The sequence below is a fragment of the Palleronia sp. THAF1 genome, from assembly GCF_009363795.1.
Taxonomy (GTDB): domain Bacteria; phylum Pseudomonadota; class Alphaproteobacteria; order Rhodobacterales; family Rhodobacteraceae; genus Palleronia.
Window position 1 is genome coordinate 1,138,162 of sequence record NZ_CP045420.1, and the last position, 14,391, is coordinate 1,152,552.

General features: G+C 62.5%; 18 protein-coding genes and 1 tRNA gene. 16 read left to right on the forward strand and 3 right to left on the reverse strand.

Features of this window, described 5'->3' with window-relative positions; all coding sequences use genetic code 11:
- The first annotated feature begins 2 nt into the window (after positions 1–2).
- The 3 genes from FIU81_RS05700 to FIU81_RS05710 all read left to right on the forward strand — a co-directional run bounded on the left by FIU81_RS05700 (position 3) and on the right by FIU81_RS05710 (position 1,649).
- Complete coding sequence (locus tag FIU81_RS05700; protein ID WP_124112606.1) at positions 3–212, forward strand: hypothetical protein; 210 nt, start codon at positions 3–5, stop codon at positions 210–212.
- 112 nt (positions 213–324) lie between these two features.
- Entirely contained in the window at positions 325–885 is a 561-nt protein-coding gene (locus tag FIU81_RS05705) for a fasciclin domain-containing protein (RefSeq protein ID WP_124112607.1), read from the forward strand.
- A 98-nt stretch (positions 886–983) separates the two neighbouring features.
- Positions 984–1,649: a nitroreductase family protein gene (locus tag FIU81_RS05710; protein ID WP_254696012.1), complete on the forward strand. Its 666-nt coding sequence runs from the start codon at positions 984–986 to the stop codon at positions 1,647–1,649.
- A 114-nt stretch (positions 1,650–1,763) separates the two neighbouring features.
- Here FIU81_RS05710 and FIU81_RS05715 read toward each other — a convergent pair whose 3' ends face one another.
- Together FIU81_RS05715 and FIU81_RS05720 are read right to left on the reverse strand one after the other, a co-directional pair.
- Complete coding sequence (locus FIU81_RS05715) at positions 1,764–2,348, reverse strand: HNH endonuclease (RefSeq protein WP_124112609.1); 585 nt, start codon at positions 2,346–2,348, stop codon at positions 1,764–1,766.
- Positions 2,349–2,530: 182 nt separating this feature from the next.
- Positions 2,531–3,169: a fumarylacetoacetate hydrolase family protein gene (locus FIU81_RS05720; protein ID WP_124112610.1), complete on the reverse strand. Its 639-nt coding sequence runs from the start codon at positions 3,167–3,169 to the stop codon at positions 2,531–2,533.
- Positions 3,170–3,340: 171 nt separating this feature from the next.
- Here FIU81_RS05720 and rpmF point away from each other — a divergent pair, with 171 nt between their 5' ends.
- The 10 genes from rpmF to pgi all read left to right on the forward strand — a co-directional run bounded on the left by rpmF (position 3,341) and on the right by pgi (position 12,056).
- Entirely contained in the window at positions 3,341–3,547 is a 207-nt protein-coding gene (gene rpmF / locus FIU81_RS05725; RefSeq protein WP_124112611.1) for a 50S ribosomal protein L32, read from the forward strand.
- Between the two features lie 14 nt (positions 3,548–3,561).
- Positions 3,562–4,662, forward strand: a complete 1,101-nt coding sequence (gene plsX, locus FIU81_RS05730) for a phosphate acyltransferase PlsX (protein WP_124112612.1) — start codon at positions 3,562–3,564, stop codon at positions 4,660–4,662.
- Positions 4,659–5,633, forward strand: a complete 975-nt coding sequence (locus tag FIU81_RS05735) for a beta-ketoacyl-ACP synthase III (RefSeq protein WP_124112613.1) — start codon at positions 4,659–4,661, stop codon at positions 5,631–5,633. The genes plsX and FIU81_RS05735 overlap by 4 nt, the downstream gene beginning before the upstream one ends.
- A 92-nt stretch (positions 5,634–5,725) precedes the next feature.
- The gene (gene ihfA, locus FIU81_RS05740) at positions 5,726–6,025 is read left to right on the forward strand and encodes an integration host factor subunit alpha (protein WP_124112614.1); all 300 of its coding nucleotides are present in this window, start codon (positions 5,726–5,728) and stop codon (positions 6,023–6,025) included.
- A gap of 1 nt (position 6,026) precedes the next feature.
- On the forward strand, positions 6,027–6,908 hold the full coding sequence (locus FIU81_RS16945) for a MerR family transcriptional regulator (protein WP_254696013.1): 882 nt from the start codon (positions 6,027–6,029) through the stop codon (positions 6,906–6,908).
- A gap of 66 nt (positions 6,909–6,974) precedes the next feature.
- Positions 6,975–7,051, forward strand: a tRNA-Pro gene (locus FIU81_RS05750).
- Between the two features lie 27 nt (positions 7,052–7,078).
- Positions 7,079–8,149, forward strand: coding sequence for a 2'-deoxycytidine 5'-triphosphate deaminase (locus tag FIU81_RS05755; RefSeq protein WP_124112615.1), 1,071 nt, complete (start codon positions 7,079–7,081; stop codon positions 8,147–8,149).
- Positions 8,150–8,235: 86 nt separating this feature from the next.
- Complete coding sequence (zwf, locus tag FIU81_RS05760) at positions 8,236–9,690, forward strand: glucose-6-phosphate dehydrogenase (RefSeq protein ID WP_124112616.1); 1,455 nt, start codon at positions 8,236–8,238, stop codon at positions 9,688–9,690.
- A gap of 74 nt (positions 9,691–9,764) precedes the next feature.
- Positions 9,765–10,430 (forward strand): 6-phosphogluconolactonase, encoded by a 666-nt coding sequence (pgl, locus tag FIU81_RS05765; protein ID WP_124112617.1) that lies wholly within the window; start codon positions 9,765–9,767, stop codon positions 10,428–10,430.
- A gap of 6 nt (positions 10,431–10,436) precedes the next feature.
- A complete protein-coding gene (gene pgi, locus FIU81_RS05770; protein ID WP_124112618.1) occupies positions 10,437–12,056 on the forward strand; it encodes a glucose-6-phosphate isomerase in 1,620 nt (539 codons plus the stop codon).
- Between the two features lie 15 nt (positions 12,057–12,071).
- Here the strand turns inward: pgi and FIU81_RS05775 are convergent, their stop codons facing one another.
- On the reverse strand, positions 12,072–13,139 hold the full coding sequence (locus tag FIU81_RS05775; protein ID WP_254696014.1) for a Hint domain-containing protein: 1,068 nt from the start codon (positions 13,137–13,139) through the stop codon (positions 12,072–12,074).
- Between the two features lie 375 nt (positions 13,140–13,514).
- Here FIU81_RS05775 and FIU81_RS05780 point away from each other — a divergent pair, with 375 nt between their 5' ends.
- The 3 genes from FIU81_RS05780 to grxD are packed head-to-tail and all read left to right on the forward strand — an operon-like array spanning position 13,515 to position 14,363.
- On the forward strand, positions 13,515–13,757 hold the full coding sequence (locus FIU81_RS05780; RefSeq protein ID WP_124112619.1) for a BolA/IbaG family iron-sulfur metabolism protein: 243 nt from the start codon (positions 13,515–13,517) through the stop codon (positions 13,755–13,757).
- Positions 13,754–13,999, forward strand: a complete 246-nt coding sequence (locus FIU81_RS05785) for a hypothetical protein (RefSeq protein WP_124112620.1) — start codon at positions 13,754–13,756, stop codon at positions 13,997–13,999. Before FIU81_RS05780 ends, FIU81_RS05785 begins: the two co-directional genes overlap by 4 nt.
- A 4-nt stretch (positions 14,000–14,003) precedes the next feature.
- The gene (gene grxD / locus FIU81_RS05790; RefSeq protein ID WP_124112621.1) at positions 14,004–14,363 is read left to right on the forward strand and encodes a Grx4 family monothiol glutaredoxin; all 360 of its coding nucleotides are present in this window, start codon (positions 14,004–14,006) and stop codon (positions 14,361–14,363) included.
- The last annotated feature ends 28 nt before the right edge of the window (positions 14,364–14,391 follow it).

Sequence of the window (14,391 nt, forward strand, 5' to 3'; positions counted from 1 at the left end):
ACATGAACTCGATCATTTCGATGGCAGGACGGATGCTGGTCCGCACCCTGATGAAGCGCGGCATCAATGCCGGGCTGAACAAAACGCTGGGACCGGGCAATGCGCCTGACCAGATGACGCCGGAGGACCGCGCAAAACGTCAGCAATCGGCGCAAAACGTGAAGCGCGCCCGCAAGGGGATGCGCATCGCGAGACGCTTCGGGCGGTTCTGAGCTTGGTTCGGCGAACCTGCGCTGATCACAGCACCGTGTCCTTCATGTGATGAAACAATCCGTCTACTGACACGTGACTCCTTCAGGCAACCAAGCCAACTGGGAGAGAACTATGTTTATCAAGTCACTTACCGCCGCAGCCGCCATCGCCGTTGCAGGCACCGCCTACGCGCAAGACAACCCGATGGTCGGAGGCGCAGAAATGATGCCCGACATGACCATCGCCGAAAACGCATCGAACGCGAATAACCTGACCACGCTGGTGGCCGCCGCCGCGCAGGCCGGGCTGGTAGAGACGCTGGGCAGCGAAGGTCCCTTCACCGTCTTCGCGCCGACCGATGACGCGTTCGGCATGCTTTCCGATGAATCGCTCGAGCAATTGATGATGGACGAAAATCAGGATCAGCTTGCACAGATCCTCACATGCCATGTGGTTTCGACCAATGCCGATTCGACGGCCATCATGGGGATGATCTCCGACGACGGTGGCGAGCATCCCGTGGAAACCGTGGGTGGCTGCACGCTGACGGCCTACATGGAAGGTGACACCCTGATGCTGCGCGATGAGAACGGGCGCGAGGCCAGCGTCATTCAAGCTGACGTCACGCAATCGAACGGTGTCGTTCATGTGATCGACCGGGTCCTTCTCCCGGCTGGCCAAGCGGCTAACTAAAGACCAAGATCACTGATTTCCCTCATGATCGGGCAGGGGCCGTCCTTCGGGGCGGCCTTTGCCTTGCGCAGGCGGCCGATCCGGGGATGATCGCGGCCATGAGCTATATTCCAGAACCTCTACCCGTCCGCGATCGCCCCGCTGATCCAGTCTCTGCGTTGGAGGATCTACGTGACCTGATGTCCAAGCGCCGAACCGTACGCGACTTTTCGGACCGCGCAGTGCCGCGGGACGCTATCGAGCAGGCCATCGCCATCGCGGGCACGGCGCCTTCGGGGGCCAATCACCAACCTTGGCATTTCGTGGCGATCCAGAACGCTGATCTGAAAGCGCGTATCCGGCAGGCGGCGGAAGAGGAAGAGCGCGCCTTTTACGACGGGGCTGCAGGCGACGCATGGCTGGACGCGCTGGCCCCCATCGGCACCGACGCCGACAAGCCGCATCTGACAGATGCCGCTTGGCTTATCGTCGTCTTCGCGCAGCGCTACGGGATCGACGCGACGGGTGAGCGGTTCAAGCACTACTACGTTCCCGAAAGCACGGGCATCGCCTGCGGCTTCCTGATCGCGGCGTTACATCAGGCGGGGCTGGATTGTTTGACGCACACGCCTGCTCCCATGGGGTTCCTGCGCGAGATTTGCGAGCGGCCCGAGCATGAGAAGCCGATCATGATTCTCGCTGTGGGCTATGCGGCAGACAATGCGCAGGTCCCGAAGCACGCGGGCCAGAAGAAGCCTTTGGGCGAGATTTTGACGGTGCGGTAGGGGGCTTGTTTTGACGCGCGACAACATCTTTTTTTCGTAGTTGAAAAAGTCAGCTACGAAAAAAAGATGTTAATGGGCCGATGAGCCATCCAACATCGGGCACTCCGTCGGACTTCAAGCTTCTAGTTCCGCATCCCAATACAGGAAGTCCATCCAGCTGTCGTGCAGGTGGTTGGGCGGGAAGCGTCGGCCCATGTTCTTCAGCTCTTCCGCGCCGGGAACGCGCGGGGCCTTTCGCAGCGATAGGCCAGAATCGCGCAGGTTCTTGGAGCCTTTGGACAGGTTGCACCGCGAACAGGCGGCGACCACGTTCTCCCAGCTTGTCCGCCCGCCGCGTGCGCGCGGCACCACATGGTCGAAGGTCAAATCGCCGGTAGAGCCGCAGTATTGGCAGCGGAATTCGTCGCGCAGGAACAGATTGAACCTAGTGAAGGCGACGCGCTTCTGCGGTTTCACGTAGTCTTTCAGCACCACGACGGACGGGATGCGCAGCGTGGTCGTTGGCGACCGCACCACCGCGTCGTATTCGGCAACGATATCCACCCGGTCGAGGAACGCGGCCTTCACGGCGTCCTGCCATGGCCAGAGTGACAGGGGATAGTAGCTGAGCGGACGGTAATCGGCGTTGAGCACAAGGGCAGGGTGGTGCCTAAGGCTGTTGGGTTCGCGAACGAAGCTCGTCCTGAAGTCTGGGCCCATGCAATATGTTCCTCGCCTCGTAACCTGCCGGTCCGGGGCGGAGGATCCGCCCCACGCTTGGCTCGACTATATGTGCGACTTGAAACCGCGCAAGGCCTATATGGTGTGGCATGTCGAGCAGGTTGAGGATCGCACGTCTGCATGACGTATATGTGACGACATGATGCGCGGCAGGGCGCTCTTTAGACGACCGTGATCTGCAAGTCCGGCAGTCCGTCGATCCGCCCTGTCAGCCGGTCGCCACGCACCACGGGGCCAACCCCTGATGGTGTGCCGGTCATCACCAGATCGCCCGGGCCAAGTTTGTATAGCGCCCCCAGATACGACAGAATCGCTGGGATCGGTTGGATCAGGTCGCGCGTGTTGCCGGACTGGCGCGCCTCTCCGTTCACGTCGAGTGCGATATCCAGCGCATCCAGATCATCCACCACGCGCATCGGCGCAAGAATCGCCGCGCCCTCGAAATCTTTTGCCACGTCCCACGGGTGACGCTTGTCCTTGCAGGTGGCCTGCAAATCGCGGCGCGTCATGTCGAGCCCGACGCCCGCTGCGAGTACGCCAGAGCCGCCCATGGCGATCACCAACTCGACCTCGTGATGCACATCGCCGGATCCGGGCGGGTAGCGCCAGTCGCCGGGATGCACGGCGTGGGCGGGGGATTTGGTGAAGAAGAAGGGGTTCTCCTGGTCCACCACATTGCCCATTTCAGCGGCGTGGGCGGCGTAGTTGCGTCCGATGCAGAATATACGGCGGACGGGATAGGCGCCGCGCCCCTCGACCGGTAGAACGAACGGGGTAGGGGCATCGAACAGAAGGGCCATGGCGGTGTCTTTCCTGGACTGCGGTTGATGAAGCGTAACGCTCGGCTGCCCTGTGCAAAAGCCCGCGCGGCAGGGCTTGATCCCTCCCGTGGTTAGGCGTATTGCGCGGCCTCAATCCGTTTTCCCTGCAGGGCCGCAACGCGCCCCTCCCAGACCTGCGAAGGACCTGTCATGGCAGTCCCCAAGAGTAAGATCACCAAGTCGCGCCGCGGTATGCGCCAGTCCCACGACGCCTTGGTTGCGGCCAACCCGGCCGAATGCCCGAACTGTGGCGAGCTGAAGCGCCCGCACCACGTTTGCGGCGCCTGCGGTCACTACGCCGAGCGTGAGATCATCGCGCAGGCCGACGAGATCGATCTCGACGACGACGCAGCGTAAGGCCGGCGCAGCCGATGGCTGACGTCGCCTCTCAAGCATCCAGATTTGACGGGGTCGGGGATCGCACCGGCCCCATAGTGCTGTCCGTCGATGCGATGGGCGGTGATCAGGGGCCGGCCGTAGTTGTGGCCGGGCTTGAGAAATCGGCTGACAAAAATCCCGACATCCGCTTCCTGTTGCACGGTCCCGCCGATGTGCTGGAGCCGTTGGTGAAGAAGCGCAAGCTGACCGACCGGGTCGAGCTGCGCGATTGCCCCGACACCGTGTCCATGACCGACAAGCCGTCGAACGTGCTGCGTAACGGGCAGAACACGTCCATGTGGTCTTGCATCGAAGCGGTGAAGAACGGTGAAGCCGCCGTTGCTGTGTCTTGCGGGAACACCGGCGCGTTGATGCTGCTGTCGATCATGCGCTTGCGCAAGCTGCCGGGTGTGCATCGTCCTGCGATCGCCTGTCTCTGGCCCTCTCGAAATCCGTCGGGCTTCAACGTGATGCTGGACGTGGGGGCCGACATCAAGGCCGACCCCCGCGACCTGCTGCAATACGCCCTGATGGGCGCGTCCTACGCGCGCAACGGGCAAGAGCTCGACCGTCCGCGCGTCGGTCTGCTGAACAACGGCACCGAAGAGCACAAGGGCCGGACGGAGATGAAGGAGGCGCATGCGCTTCTGGCCGAACACGCGGGCAACGCGGATTATGACTTCGTGGGGTTCGTCGAAGGCGGCGACATCCCGTCCGACCGCGTCGATGTGATCGTCACCGACGGTTTCACCGGCAACATCGCGCTGAAGACGGGCGAGGGGACGGCGGCCCTGATCCGCGACCTGCTGCGCGAGGCGTTCAATTACTCGCCGCTGTCGAAGCTGGCCGCTCTTCTGGCACTCACCTCTCTGAAGCGTTTGCAAAAGCGGATCGACCCGCGTCGGGTGAATGGCGGTGTGTTTCTTGGCCTGAATGGCACGGTCGTGAAAAGCCATGGGTCGGCAGATGCCACGGGCGTGTCGGCGGCGATCAAGTTGGCGTTCCGGCTGGCGCAGCGCGACTTCAACAGCCGCTTGGCTGCACGAATCGCGGCCGTGTCGACACCAACAAAAACGGGTGGGTCGGCCGAATGAGTGTGACACGCGCGCGAATTATCGGTGTCGGCCACTACCTGCCAGAACGGGTGGTCGCGAACGCCGAGTTCGAACAGTGGGTCGAGACCAGCGACGAGTGGATTCGCTCACGCTCTGGCATTGAACGCCGTCATTTCGCCGCGGACGAAGAGATGACATCCGACCTTGCCGCCCACGCCGCGCGGGCCGCTTTGGCCGATGCGGGGCTAGAGGCCGACGCGGTGGACGCGATCGTGGTCGCGACCTCGACCGCCGATCTTACCTTTCCCTCTGCCGCGACCATGGTGCAGGCCAAACTTGGCATGACGCAGGGCTTCGCCTTTGACATACAAGCCGTCTGCGCGGGCTTCGTTTTCGCGCTGTCCACCGCCAACGCGCTGATCGTGGCGGGACAGGCGCGGCGTGTTCTGGTCATCGGCGCAGAGACATTCAGCCGAATCCTCGACTGGAGCGACCGCAGCACCTGCGTGCTGTTCGGTGACGGCGCGGGCGCTGTTGTGCTGGAAGCGGGTGAGGGCGAGGGTACCAGCGACGACCGGGGCATCCTGGCAGCCGATCTGAACTCTGACGGGCGGCACCGCGATATTCTGTATGTCGATGGCGGCATCACCACCCAGAGTACCGGCTTTCTGCGGATGGAGGGCAAGGAAGTCTTCCGCCACGCCGTCGAAAAGCTGGCGGCGACGGCCCATACCGCTTTGGACAAGGCCGGTCTGGGCGCAGATGATGTGACATGGGTCGTGCCGCATCAGGCGAATATCCGCATCATCAAGTCGACCGCCCAGCGGATGGGCGTTGGCATGGACCGTGTGGTCGTTACCGTTCAAGATCACGGCAACACCTCTGCAGCGTCGATTCCGCTGGCTCTGTCGGTCGCGTATGCTGAAGGCAGATTGAAGCGTGGCGATCTGATCGTGACCGAAGCGATCGGCGGCGGACTGGCTTGGGGCTCTGTCGTCCTGCGCTGGTAAGCTAAGCTTTCACCTCAACCGTCACGCGCAAGTCGTTGGATTGACTTGGCATAGACCCTGCGGCATCCTGATCCCGAAATCGGGGGATTGAAATGTCGAAGACGTTGACGCGGATGGATCTGTCCGAAGCCGTGCATAGTGAAGTCGGGCTAAGCCGCAACGAAAGCGCGCAGCTTGTCGAATCGGTTCTGGGCCATGTGTCCGACGCATTGGCGAGTGGCCAGTCGGTCAAGATTTCGTCCTTCGGCACCTTCGCGTTGCGCGACAAGGCCGCGCGCGTGGGCCGCAATCCGAAGACCGGAGAAGAGGTGCCGATCTCTCCGCGTCGCGTGCTGTCCTTCCGTCCGTCTCATCTGATGCGCGACCGGATCGCTGCCGGTAACAAGGCCTAGAATGCCCAAATCTCCCGACGCTTTCCGCACCATCAGTGAGGTCGCGGAATGGCTGGACGTCCCGACCCATGTCCTGCGCTTCTGGGAAAGTCGCTTCACGCAGGTGAAGCCGGTCAAGCGTGCGGGCGGTCGGCGGTACTATCGCCCCGCCGACATGGAACTGCTGGGTGGCATCAAACGCTTGCTTCACGATGAAGGCCTGACAATTCGCGGTGTGCAGAAGCTGCTGCGCGAAGAAGGCGTGCGGCACGTCTCGGCCCTGTCCCCGGCGTTGGACAGCGATCTGGCAGAGGTGAGTGGCAAGGTCATCACCCTGGTGCCGAATACCGGCAACGGCGGACAGGTGCACGAGTGGAAGCCGGACGACGCCGCCGCAGAAGCGGTCCAGACGTTGACCGGCCAGATCGAAGGTGAGACGTCGGAACGCGAAGCGGCTGAATCTGTGATAGACGGGCCGCCTGCTTCGGCGGTGGCAGACAACGCCGACGATGCTGAGCCTGCGGTTCAGAAACAGGAAGAGAGCCCCGTGTCGCCCTCCGAAGGCGCGGATGTCACGGGCGACGGGTCGCTTCCGGAGATTGTGGACACCGAAGCACCGCTCGACCCCGCTTCCGAGGCACCCGCGCCAGTCGAAACGAATCCACCGCCGGGCGAGACCAGTGTCGATGTGCCGATCCCGGTTGTCGCAGAGGGGGATGATGTGGCTGGGTCGAAGCTGGCCGATATCCCCATGCCCGACCTCGACGCCCTGCCAAATCAGCCGTTGTGCATCGCGCCGCTGATCGCAAAAGGGCGCGTTGCCCGCCAGCGAGAGGCCGAGACATTCGCCCCCATTGCCGCGCGCGCCAAGGCTTTGCTGCGTGATCTTAACGTTCGGATGTAGAGGGCGATGAAAATGCCCCGCGCCCCCTTGCCCCTGCTGTGCATATCGGTAGAACGCAGGTCTAGTCGGGCTATGGCGCAGCCTGGTAGCGCGTCCGTCTGGGGGACGGAAGGTCGCAGGTTCGAGTCCTGCTAGCCCGACCAGCTACCGGCGATCAGAAGGGAACCACCATGCAAGGCGTGCTCCCATCACAGGCAATCGAAGGCCTGATCGCCGATGGCATCCTGACAGCCGATCCCCCCATCATTCCCGAACAGATCCAGCCCGCATCGCTGGACCTGCGTCTGGGTCATGTGGCCCACCGCGTGCGTGCCTCTTTCCTGCCAGGTCGCGGCAAAAAGGTCGCTGATCGGCTGACGGAATTCTCGATGCACCGTGTCGATCTGTCGGAGGGTGCGGTGCTGGAGAAGGGCTGTGTTTACCTTGTGCCACTGATGGAGCGCCTGACCCTGCCGTTGGGTCTGCGGGCTGTGGCGAACGCCAAAAGCTCCACCGGACGACTGGACCTTCTGACGCGCGTCGTGACTGACGACGGAACAGAGTTCGACCGGATCCCCGACGGCTACGATGGCCCGCTCTACGCCGAAATCTGCCCGCGTTCGTTTTCGGTTCTGGTCCGGCCCGGCATGCGGCTAAATCAGGTGCGATTCCGGCAGGGCGATGCCGTGCTGGATGATGACGCCCTGCGCGCTCTCCACGCCGATCAGCCGTTGGTCGATGGCGAGGCGGTCATTGATGCCGGGTTGGGCTTTTCCGTCGATCTGCGTCCCGCAAAAGGCGATCTGGTCGGTTACCGCGCCAAGCCCCATACCGGGGTTATCGACCTTGATCTGATCGGGGCCTACCCCGCGCAGGAGTTCTGGGAAGATATCCGCACTACCGAAGGCCGTATCATCCTTGATCCCGGGGCATTCTACATCCTCGTCAGCCGAGAGGCTGTGACGATCCCGCCCGCCTATGCCGCCGAAATGGCGCCCTATCTGGCGATGGTCGGCGAATTCAGAGTCCACTACGCTGGCTTTTTCGATCCCGGTTTCGGTCATTCGGACGCTGGCGGGGCAGGGGCGCGCGGCGTGCTGGAGGTGCGCTGCCACGAGGCGCCGTTCGTGTTGGAACACGGGCAGGTCGTCGGACGGCTGCTGTATGAGCGCATGTCCGAAGAGCCGCAGCGCCTGTACGGACGAGAGATCGCGTCGAACTACCAGGGCCAGGGGCTGAAGCTGGCCAAACACTTCCGGTAGACCATACGCGTGTTAGCGCATGACATTGGCCTTGACGCGCGGCGCTTGTAGGGCAACTGAAGGCGCGAACCGCAAAGGAGCAGTCCATGGTCTCTCGCGTCATTCCCGTCGATCCGTTCGACCTGACCATCTTCGGCGGCACCGGCGATCTTGCCCGCCGCAAGATCCTGCCGGGCCTGTTCCGCCGCTTTCGCGCAGGCCAAATCCCCGAGGGCAGCCAGATCATCGGCGCGGCCCGCACCGATCACACGGATGCCGAGTTCCGCGACGAGGTGAAGACCGCGTTGGAAGAGTTCGTGGACGCTGACAAGCTGGACGACAACTCCGTCGCGGGCTTTTTGGAAATGATCCGCTATGTCTCGATCGACGCGAAGGGCACCAAGGGTTGGTCCGAGCTGAAAGAGCACATCCGCGACGACCACATCAGCGCCTTCTACTTCTCTGTCGCGCCGTCGCTGTTCGGTGATCTGGCAGAGCGTCTGCATTCCAACGGCATCGCAGATGACAGCACGCGCATCGTCGTGGAAAAGCCCTTCGGTCGCGATTTGGAAAGCGCCAAGGCGCTGAACGCCACGCTGGCCGAGCATTTCGACGAGACGCAGATCTACCGGATCGACCATTATCTGGGCAAGGAAACGGTCCAGAATCTGATGGCCCTGCGCTTCGGCAATGTATTGTTCGAGCCGCTGTGGAACGCGCAGTACGTGGACCACATTCAGATCACCGTGGCCGAAACCGTGGGTGTCGGCGGGCGCGGCGAATACTATGACAAGTCCGGCGCGATGCGGGACATGGTGCAAAACCACCTGATGCAGCTTCTGTGCCTGATCGCCATGGAGCCGCCGTCGCAATTCGAGCCCGATTCGGTGCGCGACGAGAAGCTGAAGGTTATCCGCGCGCTCGACCCCGTGGCCCCCGACGACATCGTGCGCGGTCAGTACGAGGCCGGCAAGAACACAGACTCCTACCACGCCGATGTGGAAGACGACGAAAGCCGTACCGAAAGCTTCATCGCCATGAAGCTCAACATCTCGAACTGGCGGTGGGCGGGCACTCCGTTCTACCTGCGCACGGGCAAGCGCCTGAAGGCGCGGCAGTCCGAGATCGCGGTGGTCTTCAAGGACGCGCCACACTCGATCTTCGGCGCGGAAGCCGGGCGACACCGTAATATCCTGACGATCCGTTTGCAGCCGAATGAGGGCATGACGCTGGGCGTGACGATCAAGGAGCCGGGACCGGGCGGTATGCGCCTGATCGACGTGCCGCTGGACATGACATTCGCGGACGCTCTGGGGGCCGACAACGACAACGTGACCGAAGCCTATGAGCGATTGGTGATGGACGTGATCCGCGGCAACCAGACCTTGTTCATGCGTGGCGACGAGGTCGAAGCGGCGTGGGCTTGGACCGATCCGATCATCGAACGCTGGCAGGACAAGGGCGACAAGCCCTGCGCCTACGATCCAGGCAGTGCCGGGCCGGAGGAGTCGGCCATGTTGCTGCATCGCGAGAACCGCCGCTGGCGTGAGATCAAGGCGTAGGGCGCGCGTCGGTTGGTTGCGGTCGCCGTTGCGGTGCCGCACCCTATGTGACGGCACGAACCCGGAGGTTGGCCATGGACTTTATCGAATATCCCGACAGCGATCTGATGATGATGGAGTTGGCAGACCGGCTGACATCCGAGATCTCGAATTGTCTGGCCGCGCATGACCACGCCTCTCTGGCCGTGCCGGGTGGCACGACGCCGGGGCCGATCTTCGACATTCTGTCGGGCGCCAGGCTGCATTGGGACCGCGTGCACGTCATGCTGACCGATGAGCGTAAGGTGGCACCGGACCATGAGCGCTCTAACGAACGGCTGTTACGTGAGCGGTTGTTGAAGGAGCACGCAGCGAAGGCACACTTCGTGCGGCTGGTGCCGGGGCCGGGCGTCGGGATGGACGATTTGCAAAAGCGCATCGCGCCCGAATTGCCGCTGTCGATCCTTCTGCTGGGCATGGGCGCGGATATGCACTGCGCCTCGCTCTTCCCCGGCGCGCCGCAGCTGGCCGACGCGCTGGACCAGCGCGCGCCGTCGGTGATGGAGGTCGACGCACCAGAGGGGCTGGAACCACGGATCACGCTGACCGGCCCGGTGCTGCGCGGCGCGATGTCGACCCACGTTCTGATCATCGGCGACGCCAAGCGCGAGGCGCTGGAACGCGCGCAATCCATGAAACCCGAAGACGCGCCCATCGCACTGGTCCTGAAAGAAGCGACCGTGCACTGGGCCAAGGAGTAGCCCCGAATGCCCGCAGACAAAGCCGTGACCAAAGCCGATTGGAAGGCCCTTCAGGACCGAGCGAACTCCGTGGCCGACCGGTCGATCATGGACCTGATGACAGAGGGTCGCGCGGACGATTTCAGCGTCGATGCTCTGGGCATGCGATTCGATTACGCCAAGACGAACATCGACGCGGACACGCGCGACATGCTGTTGGGCCTGTGTGACGCCGCCGATCTGGCCGCGCGGCGCGACGCGATGTTCACGGGCCAACGCATCAACGAGACAGAGGGCCGCGCCGTCCTGCACACCGCGTTGCGCAACCTGGATGGTCGGCGGATCATGGTGGATGGCGAAGACCAGATGCCCCCCGTCATGGGCACTCTGGCCCGTATGGAAGGCTTCGCCCGCTCGGTGCGTGAGGGCAATTTCCGTGGCGCGGGCGGCGATATCACCGACGTCGTCAACATTGGCATCGGCGGCTCGGACCTTGGCCCCGCCATGGCGACGCTGGCCCTGGCCCCCTTTCACGATGGACCGCGCGTGCATTTCGTGTCGAACGTGGACGGCGCGCATATCCATGACGTGTTGCAGGGGCTCGATCCGACGACCACGCTGGTGATCGTCGCCTCGAAGACCTTCACCACTATCGAGACGATGACGAATGCCGAAACCGCGCGTGCGTGGATGGCGGAAAAGGTGCGCGACCCGGCGGCGCAATTCGCGGCGCTGTCGTCCGCCACCGACAAGACCGCCGATTTCGGCATCGCCGAGACCCGTGTGTTCGGGTTCGAAGACTGGGTCGGCGGGCGTTATTCCATGTGGGGACCGATCGGCCTGTCGCTGATGATCGCCATCGCCCCCCGCAACTTCCGCGCCTTCTTGCGCGGCGCACAGGCCATGGATCAGCACTTCCGCGAGGCCAAAGGCGCGATGAACATGCCCGTGATGCTGGCGCTGACCGGCATCTGGCACAACCAGGGCTGCGGCTACGCCACCCGCGCCGTGCTGCCATATGAGCAACGCTTGTTGCGCCTGCCCGCCTATCTTCAGCAGCTGGAGATGGAGAGCAACGGCAAGCGCGTGTCGATGGACGGCGAAGACTTGCCTGTCGACAGCGGCCCGGTGGTCTGGGGAGAGCCGGGGACGAACGGCCAGCACGCCTTCTACCAGCTTATCCACCAAGGCACCCGCGTCGTGCCGTGCGAGTTCATGGTGGGTCGACACGGGCATGAAGAGGGGTTGGAGCATCAGCACCGTCTGCTGATCGCCAACTGCTTGGCACAGTCCGAAGCCCTTCTGCGCGGCCGCGATCTGGATGCCGCACGAGAGTCCGTGAAATCGAAGTTTTCCGGCGACGAACTGGAGCGGCAGGCGCTCCATCGGGTGTTCCCTGGCAATCGTCCGTCGACGACTCTGCTCTACGACCGGCTGGACCCGGAAACGCTGGGAAAGATCGTGGCGCTGTATGAGCATCGCGTCTTCGTGGAAGGCGTTCTGCTGGGAATAAATTCCTTCGACCAATGGGGCGTGGAGCTTGGCAAGGAATTGGCCGTGGCATTGGAGCCGGTGATCGCCGGGGAAGAAAGCGTGGAGGGCAAGGATGCCTCGACCGCCGCGCTTGTGGGGTGGCTGCGCCGGTAGGGCATTCGCTTGCCGTCAGTGCAACTGGTGCGCGCAGAGGGCCATGTCGTTCTTCGCATGACGCTCGATCAAGCGACGGCCCTTGGCGCCTTCGGCGAAGGTGCGTGCGCCAATCGCGCGGTAGTCGATGTCGTTCAATTCGGGAAAGAGCGTCCTGATCTCACAGATCGCGTCAGCGGGCAGTGATTTCAGGGCCTCCGGGCCGGTATGCAGGCTTTCCGCCTCGCACCCGTTCGCAAAAACAATCTCATGGCGGTCGAACAGGATATGGTAGTAGACGACGCCGGTGATTGTGCTCTTCGCGTCGACGCTCACGCCATCCAGCCCCAGCAGAAATTTAGCGGGCAAAAGCACTTCTTCCTCGCCATACATACGGCTCGCGATCCGCGACCGGACCATGACGCGGTGCTGCGGTGAGACGACCAGATCGTCTTCCGGCTGCCCGTCGCCCAGGCTGCCGCGCGCGATCCGGATCGGCTGCAGGTGCGGGTGGTCGACAAGGTCTTGACCGGTCATCTTGCGGCAGCCGATCCAGCGCACTTCCTGCAATCTGTGATCGGCCGTCTGAACCAGATCACCGTGAGCCATTCGTTCGACGGGCGTTTGCACTCCATTCGGGCCTTCGATCAGGGTTCCGGCGGCGAAACAGACGGTCTGCACATTGTTGTTTGTCGTGCCGATCACAGCGGCATCACTACCGCCGACGTTCTGGATCCCGCCGGTACGCACGGCTTGAACGTTCATGTCGCCGAACCTGTCGTTCGGGATGATGAAGCGACGCGTGGTTCCACCGCTTGATACGATCAGAAAGACGACGTCGAGGTTGCTTTCCGAACCGGGGCTGAAAGTGGTTTGTGTATTGTCGCCTTCTAGGAAAAAACCGTTCGAAGACGGTTCTCCGATGGCGTCGATCCTGTAATTGACGCCCTGAATGTTCATAAAGTCGCCGACATCGAACTCACCATCGTCCAGTGAGGTGCCGAAGGCCCCGTCCACGACGCCCAACACGTTTCCGTTGGCCGTAGAGTAAGTGGTGTTAGAAGCGATCGAGGTAACCTCGATCATATCATAGATCGTTGCCATGTTCGCCTGCGGAGGGCAACACTACTCGCCCTGCCTCCTGTTTACCTTAATTCTTCAGCTTTAATTTAAAAATGGGCCGTATTGTGACGATGATTGGGGAATAAGTCGGGCTGACCGCCGATGTCCTTTCGACGTTGTATGCAAAATCTATGAAGCAACGCTTAATGAAAGCTTCTTCTTAGAATTTTTCTGCGTGTCCGCGGGGCCTTTACCTTCTGTTGGCGATTTCCGAGCGCCTTGCCCATAACTTTTCTTTTCGAACGAAGCGCTGTGATTTTGCGGCGTTCGGTCCAGGCGCCGGTACGGAACAAGGACGCCTTGCGCGCAGGGCGTCGCGCTCTTACGTTCGTTGTGCCCACGCAGACGAGGACGCCCATGCCCATCGAAGCCCGCGAGATCGAGGATTTGATCCGCGCCTCTTTTCCGGACGCGCAGATTACCATCACGGACCTGGCCGGCGACGGAAACCACTACGCCGCAGAAGTCGTGGACCCCAGTTTCGTGGGTAAGAACCGGGTGCAGCAGCAGCGCGCCGTCTATGCCGCGCTGAAAGAGAAGATGCAGGGCAGCCATGGCGATCTGCACGCGCTGGCGCTGACGACGCGAGCGCCTGAATGACCTGGCTGATGGTCGGACTGGTCGCGGCCATCGCCGGTCTTGTCGTCTGGCAAGCCCTGCGCGTCATGCGCGCCGAGGCCGACGCCGAGCGCGGCAGCCTGCCCGGCAGCGGCCATCATACCCTGCGGTCCGAGTATTTCTCGGGCGGTGGGGGTGGCGGAAACGCCAGTGAATACACCGTACCGAAGGACCCGCAGGCCTATGCGCGGCTTTTCGTACCCAAGGACAAATCGAAGGATTAACGCGATGAGCGCCGAAGAGCAGATCAAGAAGACCGTGACCGGCAACGATGTTGTGCTGTTTATGAAAGGCACCAAGTCCATGCCGCAGTGTGGCTTTTCCAGCCGCGTGGCAGGGGTGCTGAACTTTATGGGCGTGGATTATGCCGATGTGAACGTGCTTGAGGACGAGGACGTGCGTCAGGGCATCAAGGACTACTCCGACTGGCCCACGATCCCGCAGCTTTACGTGAAAGGCGAATTCGTCGGCGGCTGCGATATCATAACCGAGATGACGCTATCGGGCGAGTTGGACCAGATGTTCGAAAAAGAAGGCATCGCCTTCGACAAGGATGCCGCCAACAAGATCCGGGAAGCCAACGGCTGATCTAAGCCGCTTGCGACGCGGGCGTGTC

Bases quoted from the DNA above. Each gene is read 5' to 3' on its own strand.
- FIU81_RS05700 (WP_124112606.1), top strand. From the start codon at position 3: ATGAACTCGATCATTTCGATGGCAGGACGGATGCTGGTCCGCACCCTG.
- FIU81_RS05705 (WP_124112607.1), top strand. From the start codon at position 325: ATGTTTATCAAGTCACTTACCGCCGCAGCCGCCATCGCCGTTGCAGGC.
- FIU81_RS05710 (WP_254696012.1), top strand. From the start codon at position 984: ATGAGCTATATTCCAGAACCTCTACCCGTCCGCGATCGCCCCGCTGAT.
- FIU81_RS05715 (WP_124112609.1), bottom strand. From the start codon at position 2,348: ATGGGCCCAGACTTCAGGACGAGCTTCGTTCGCGAACCCAACAGCCTT.
- FIU81_RS05720 (WP_124112610.1), bottom strand. From the start codon at position 3,169: ATGGCCCTTCTGTTCGATGCCCCTACCCCGTTCGTTCTACCGGTCGAG.
- rpmF (WP_124112611.1), top strand. From the start codon at position 3,341: ATGGCAGTCCCCAAGAGTAAGATCACCAAGTCGCGCCGCGGTATGCGC.
- plsX (WP_124112612.1), top strand. From the start codon at position 3,562: ATGGCTGACGTCGCCTCTCAAGCATCCAGATTTGACGGGGTCGGGGAT.
- FIU81_RS05735 (WP_124112613.1), top strand. From the start codon at position 4,659: ATGAGTGTGACACGCGCGCGAATTATCGGTGTCGGCCACTACCTGCCA.
- ihfA (WP_124112614.1), top strand. From the start codon at position 5,726: ATGTCGAAGACGTTGACGCGGATGGATCTGTCCGAAGCCGTGCATAGT.
- FIU81_RS16945 (WP_254696013.1), top strand. From the start codon at position 6,027: ATGCCCAAATCTCCCGACGCTTTCCGCACCATCAGTGAGGTCGCGGAA.
- FIU81_RS05755 (WP_124112615.1), top strand. From the start codon at position 7,079: ATGCAAGGCGTGCTCCCATCACAGGCAATCGAAGGCCTGATCGCCGAT.
- zwf (WP_124112616.1), top strand. From the start codon at position 8,236: ATGGTCTCTCGCGTCATTCCCGTCGATCCGTTCGACCTGACCATCTTC.
- pgl (WP_124112617.1), top strand. From the start codon at position 9,765: ATGGACTTTATCGAATATCCCGACAGCGATCTGATGATGATGGAGTTG.
- pgi (WP_124112618.1), top strand. From the start codon at position 10,437: ATGCCCGCAGACAAAGCCGTGACCAAAGCCGATTGGAAGGCCCTTCAG.
- FIU81_RS05775 (WP_254696014.1), bottom strand. From the start codon at position 13,139: ATGGCAACGATCTATGATATGATCGAGGTTACCTCGATCGCTTCTAAC.
- FIU81_RS05780 (WP_124112619.1), top strand. From the start codon at position 13,515: ATGCCCATCGAAGCCCGCGAGATCGAGGATTTGATCCGCGCCTCTTTT.
- FIU81_RS05785 (WP_124112620.1), top strand. From the start codon at position 13,754: ATGACCTGGCTGATGGTCGGACTGGTCGCGGCCATCGCCGGTCTTGTC.
- grxD (WP_124112621.1), top strand. From the start codon at position 14,004: ATGAGCGCCGAAGAGCAGATCAAGAAGACCGTGACCGGCAACGATGTT.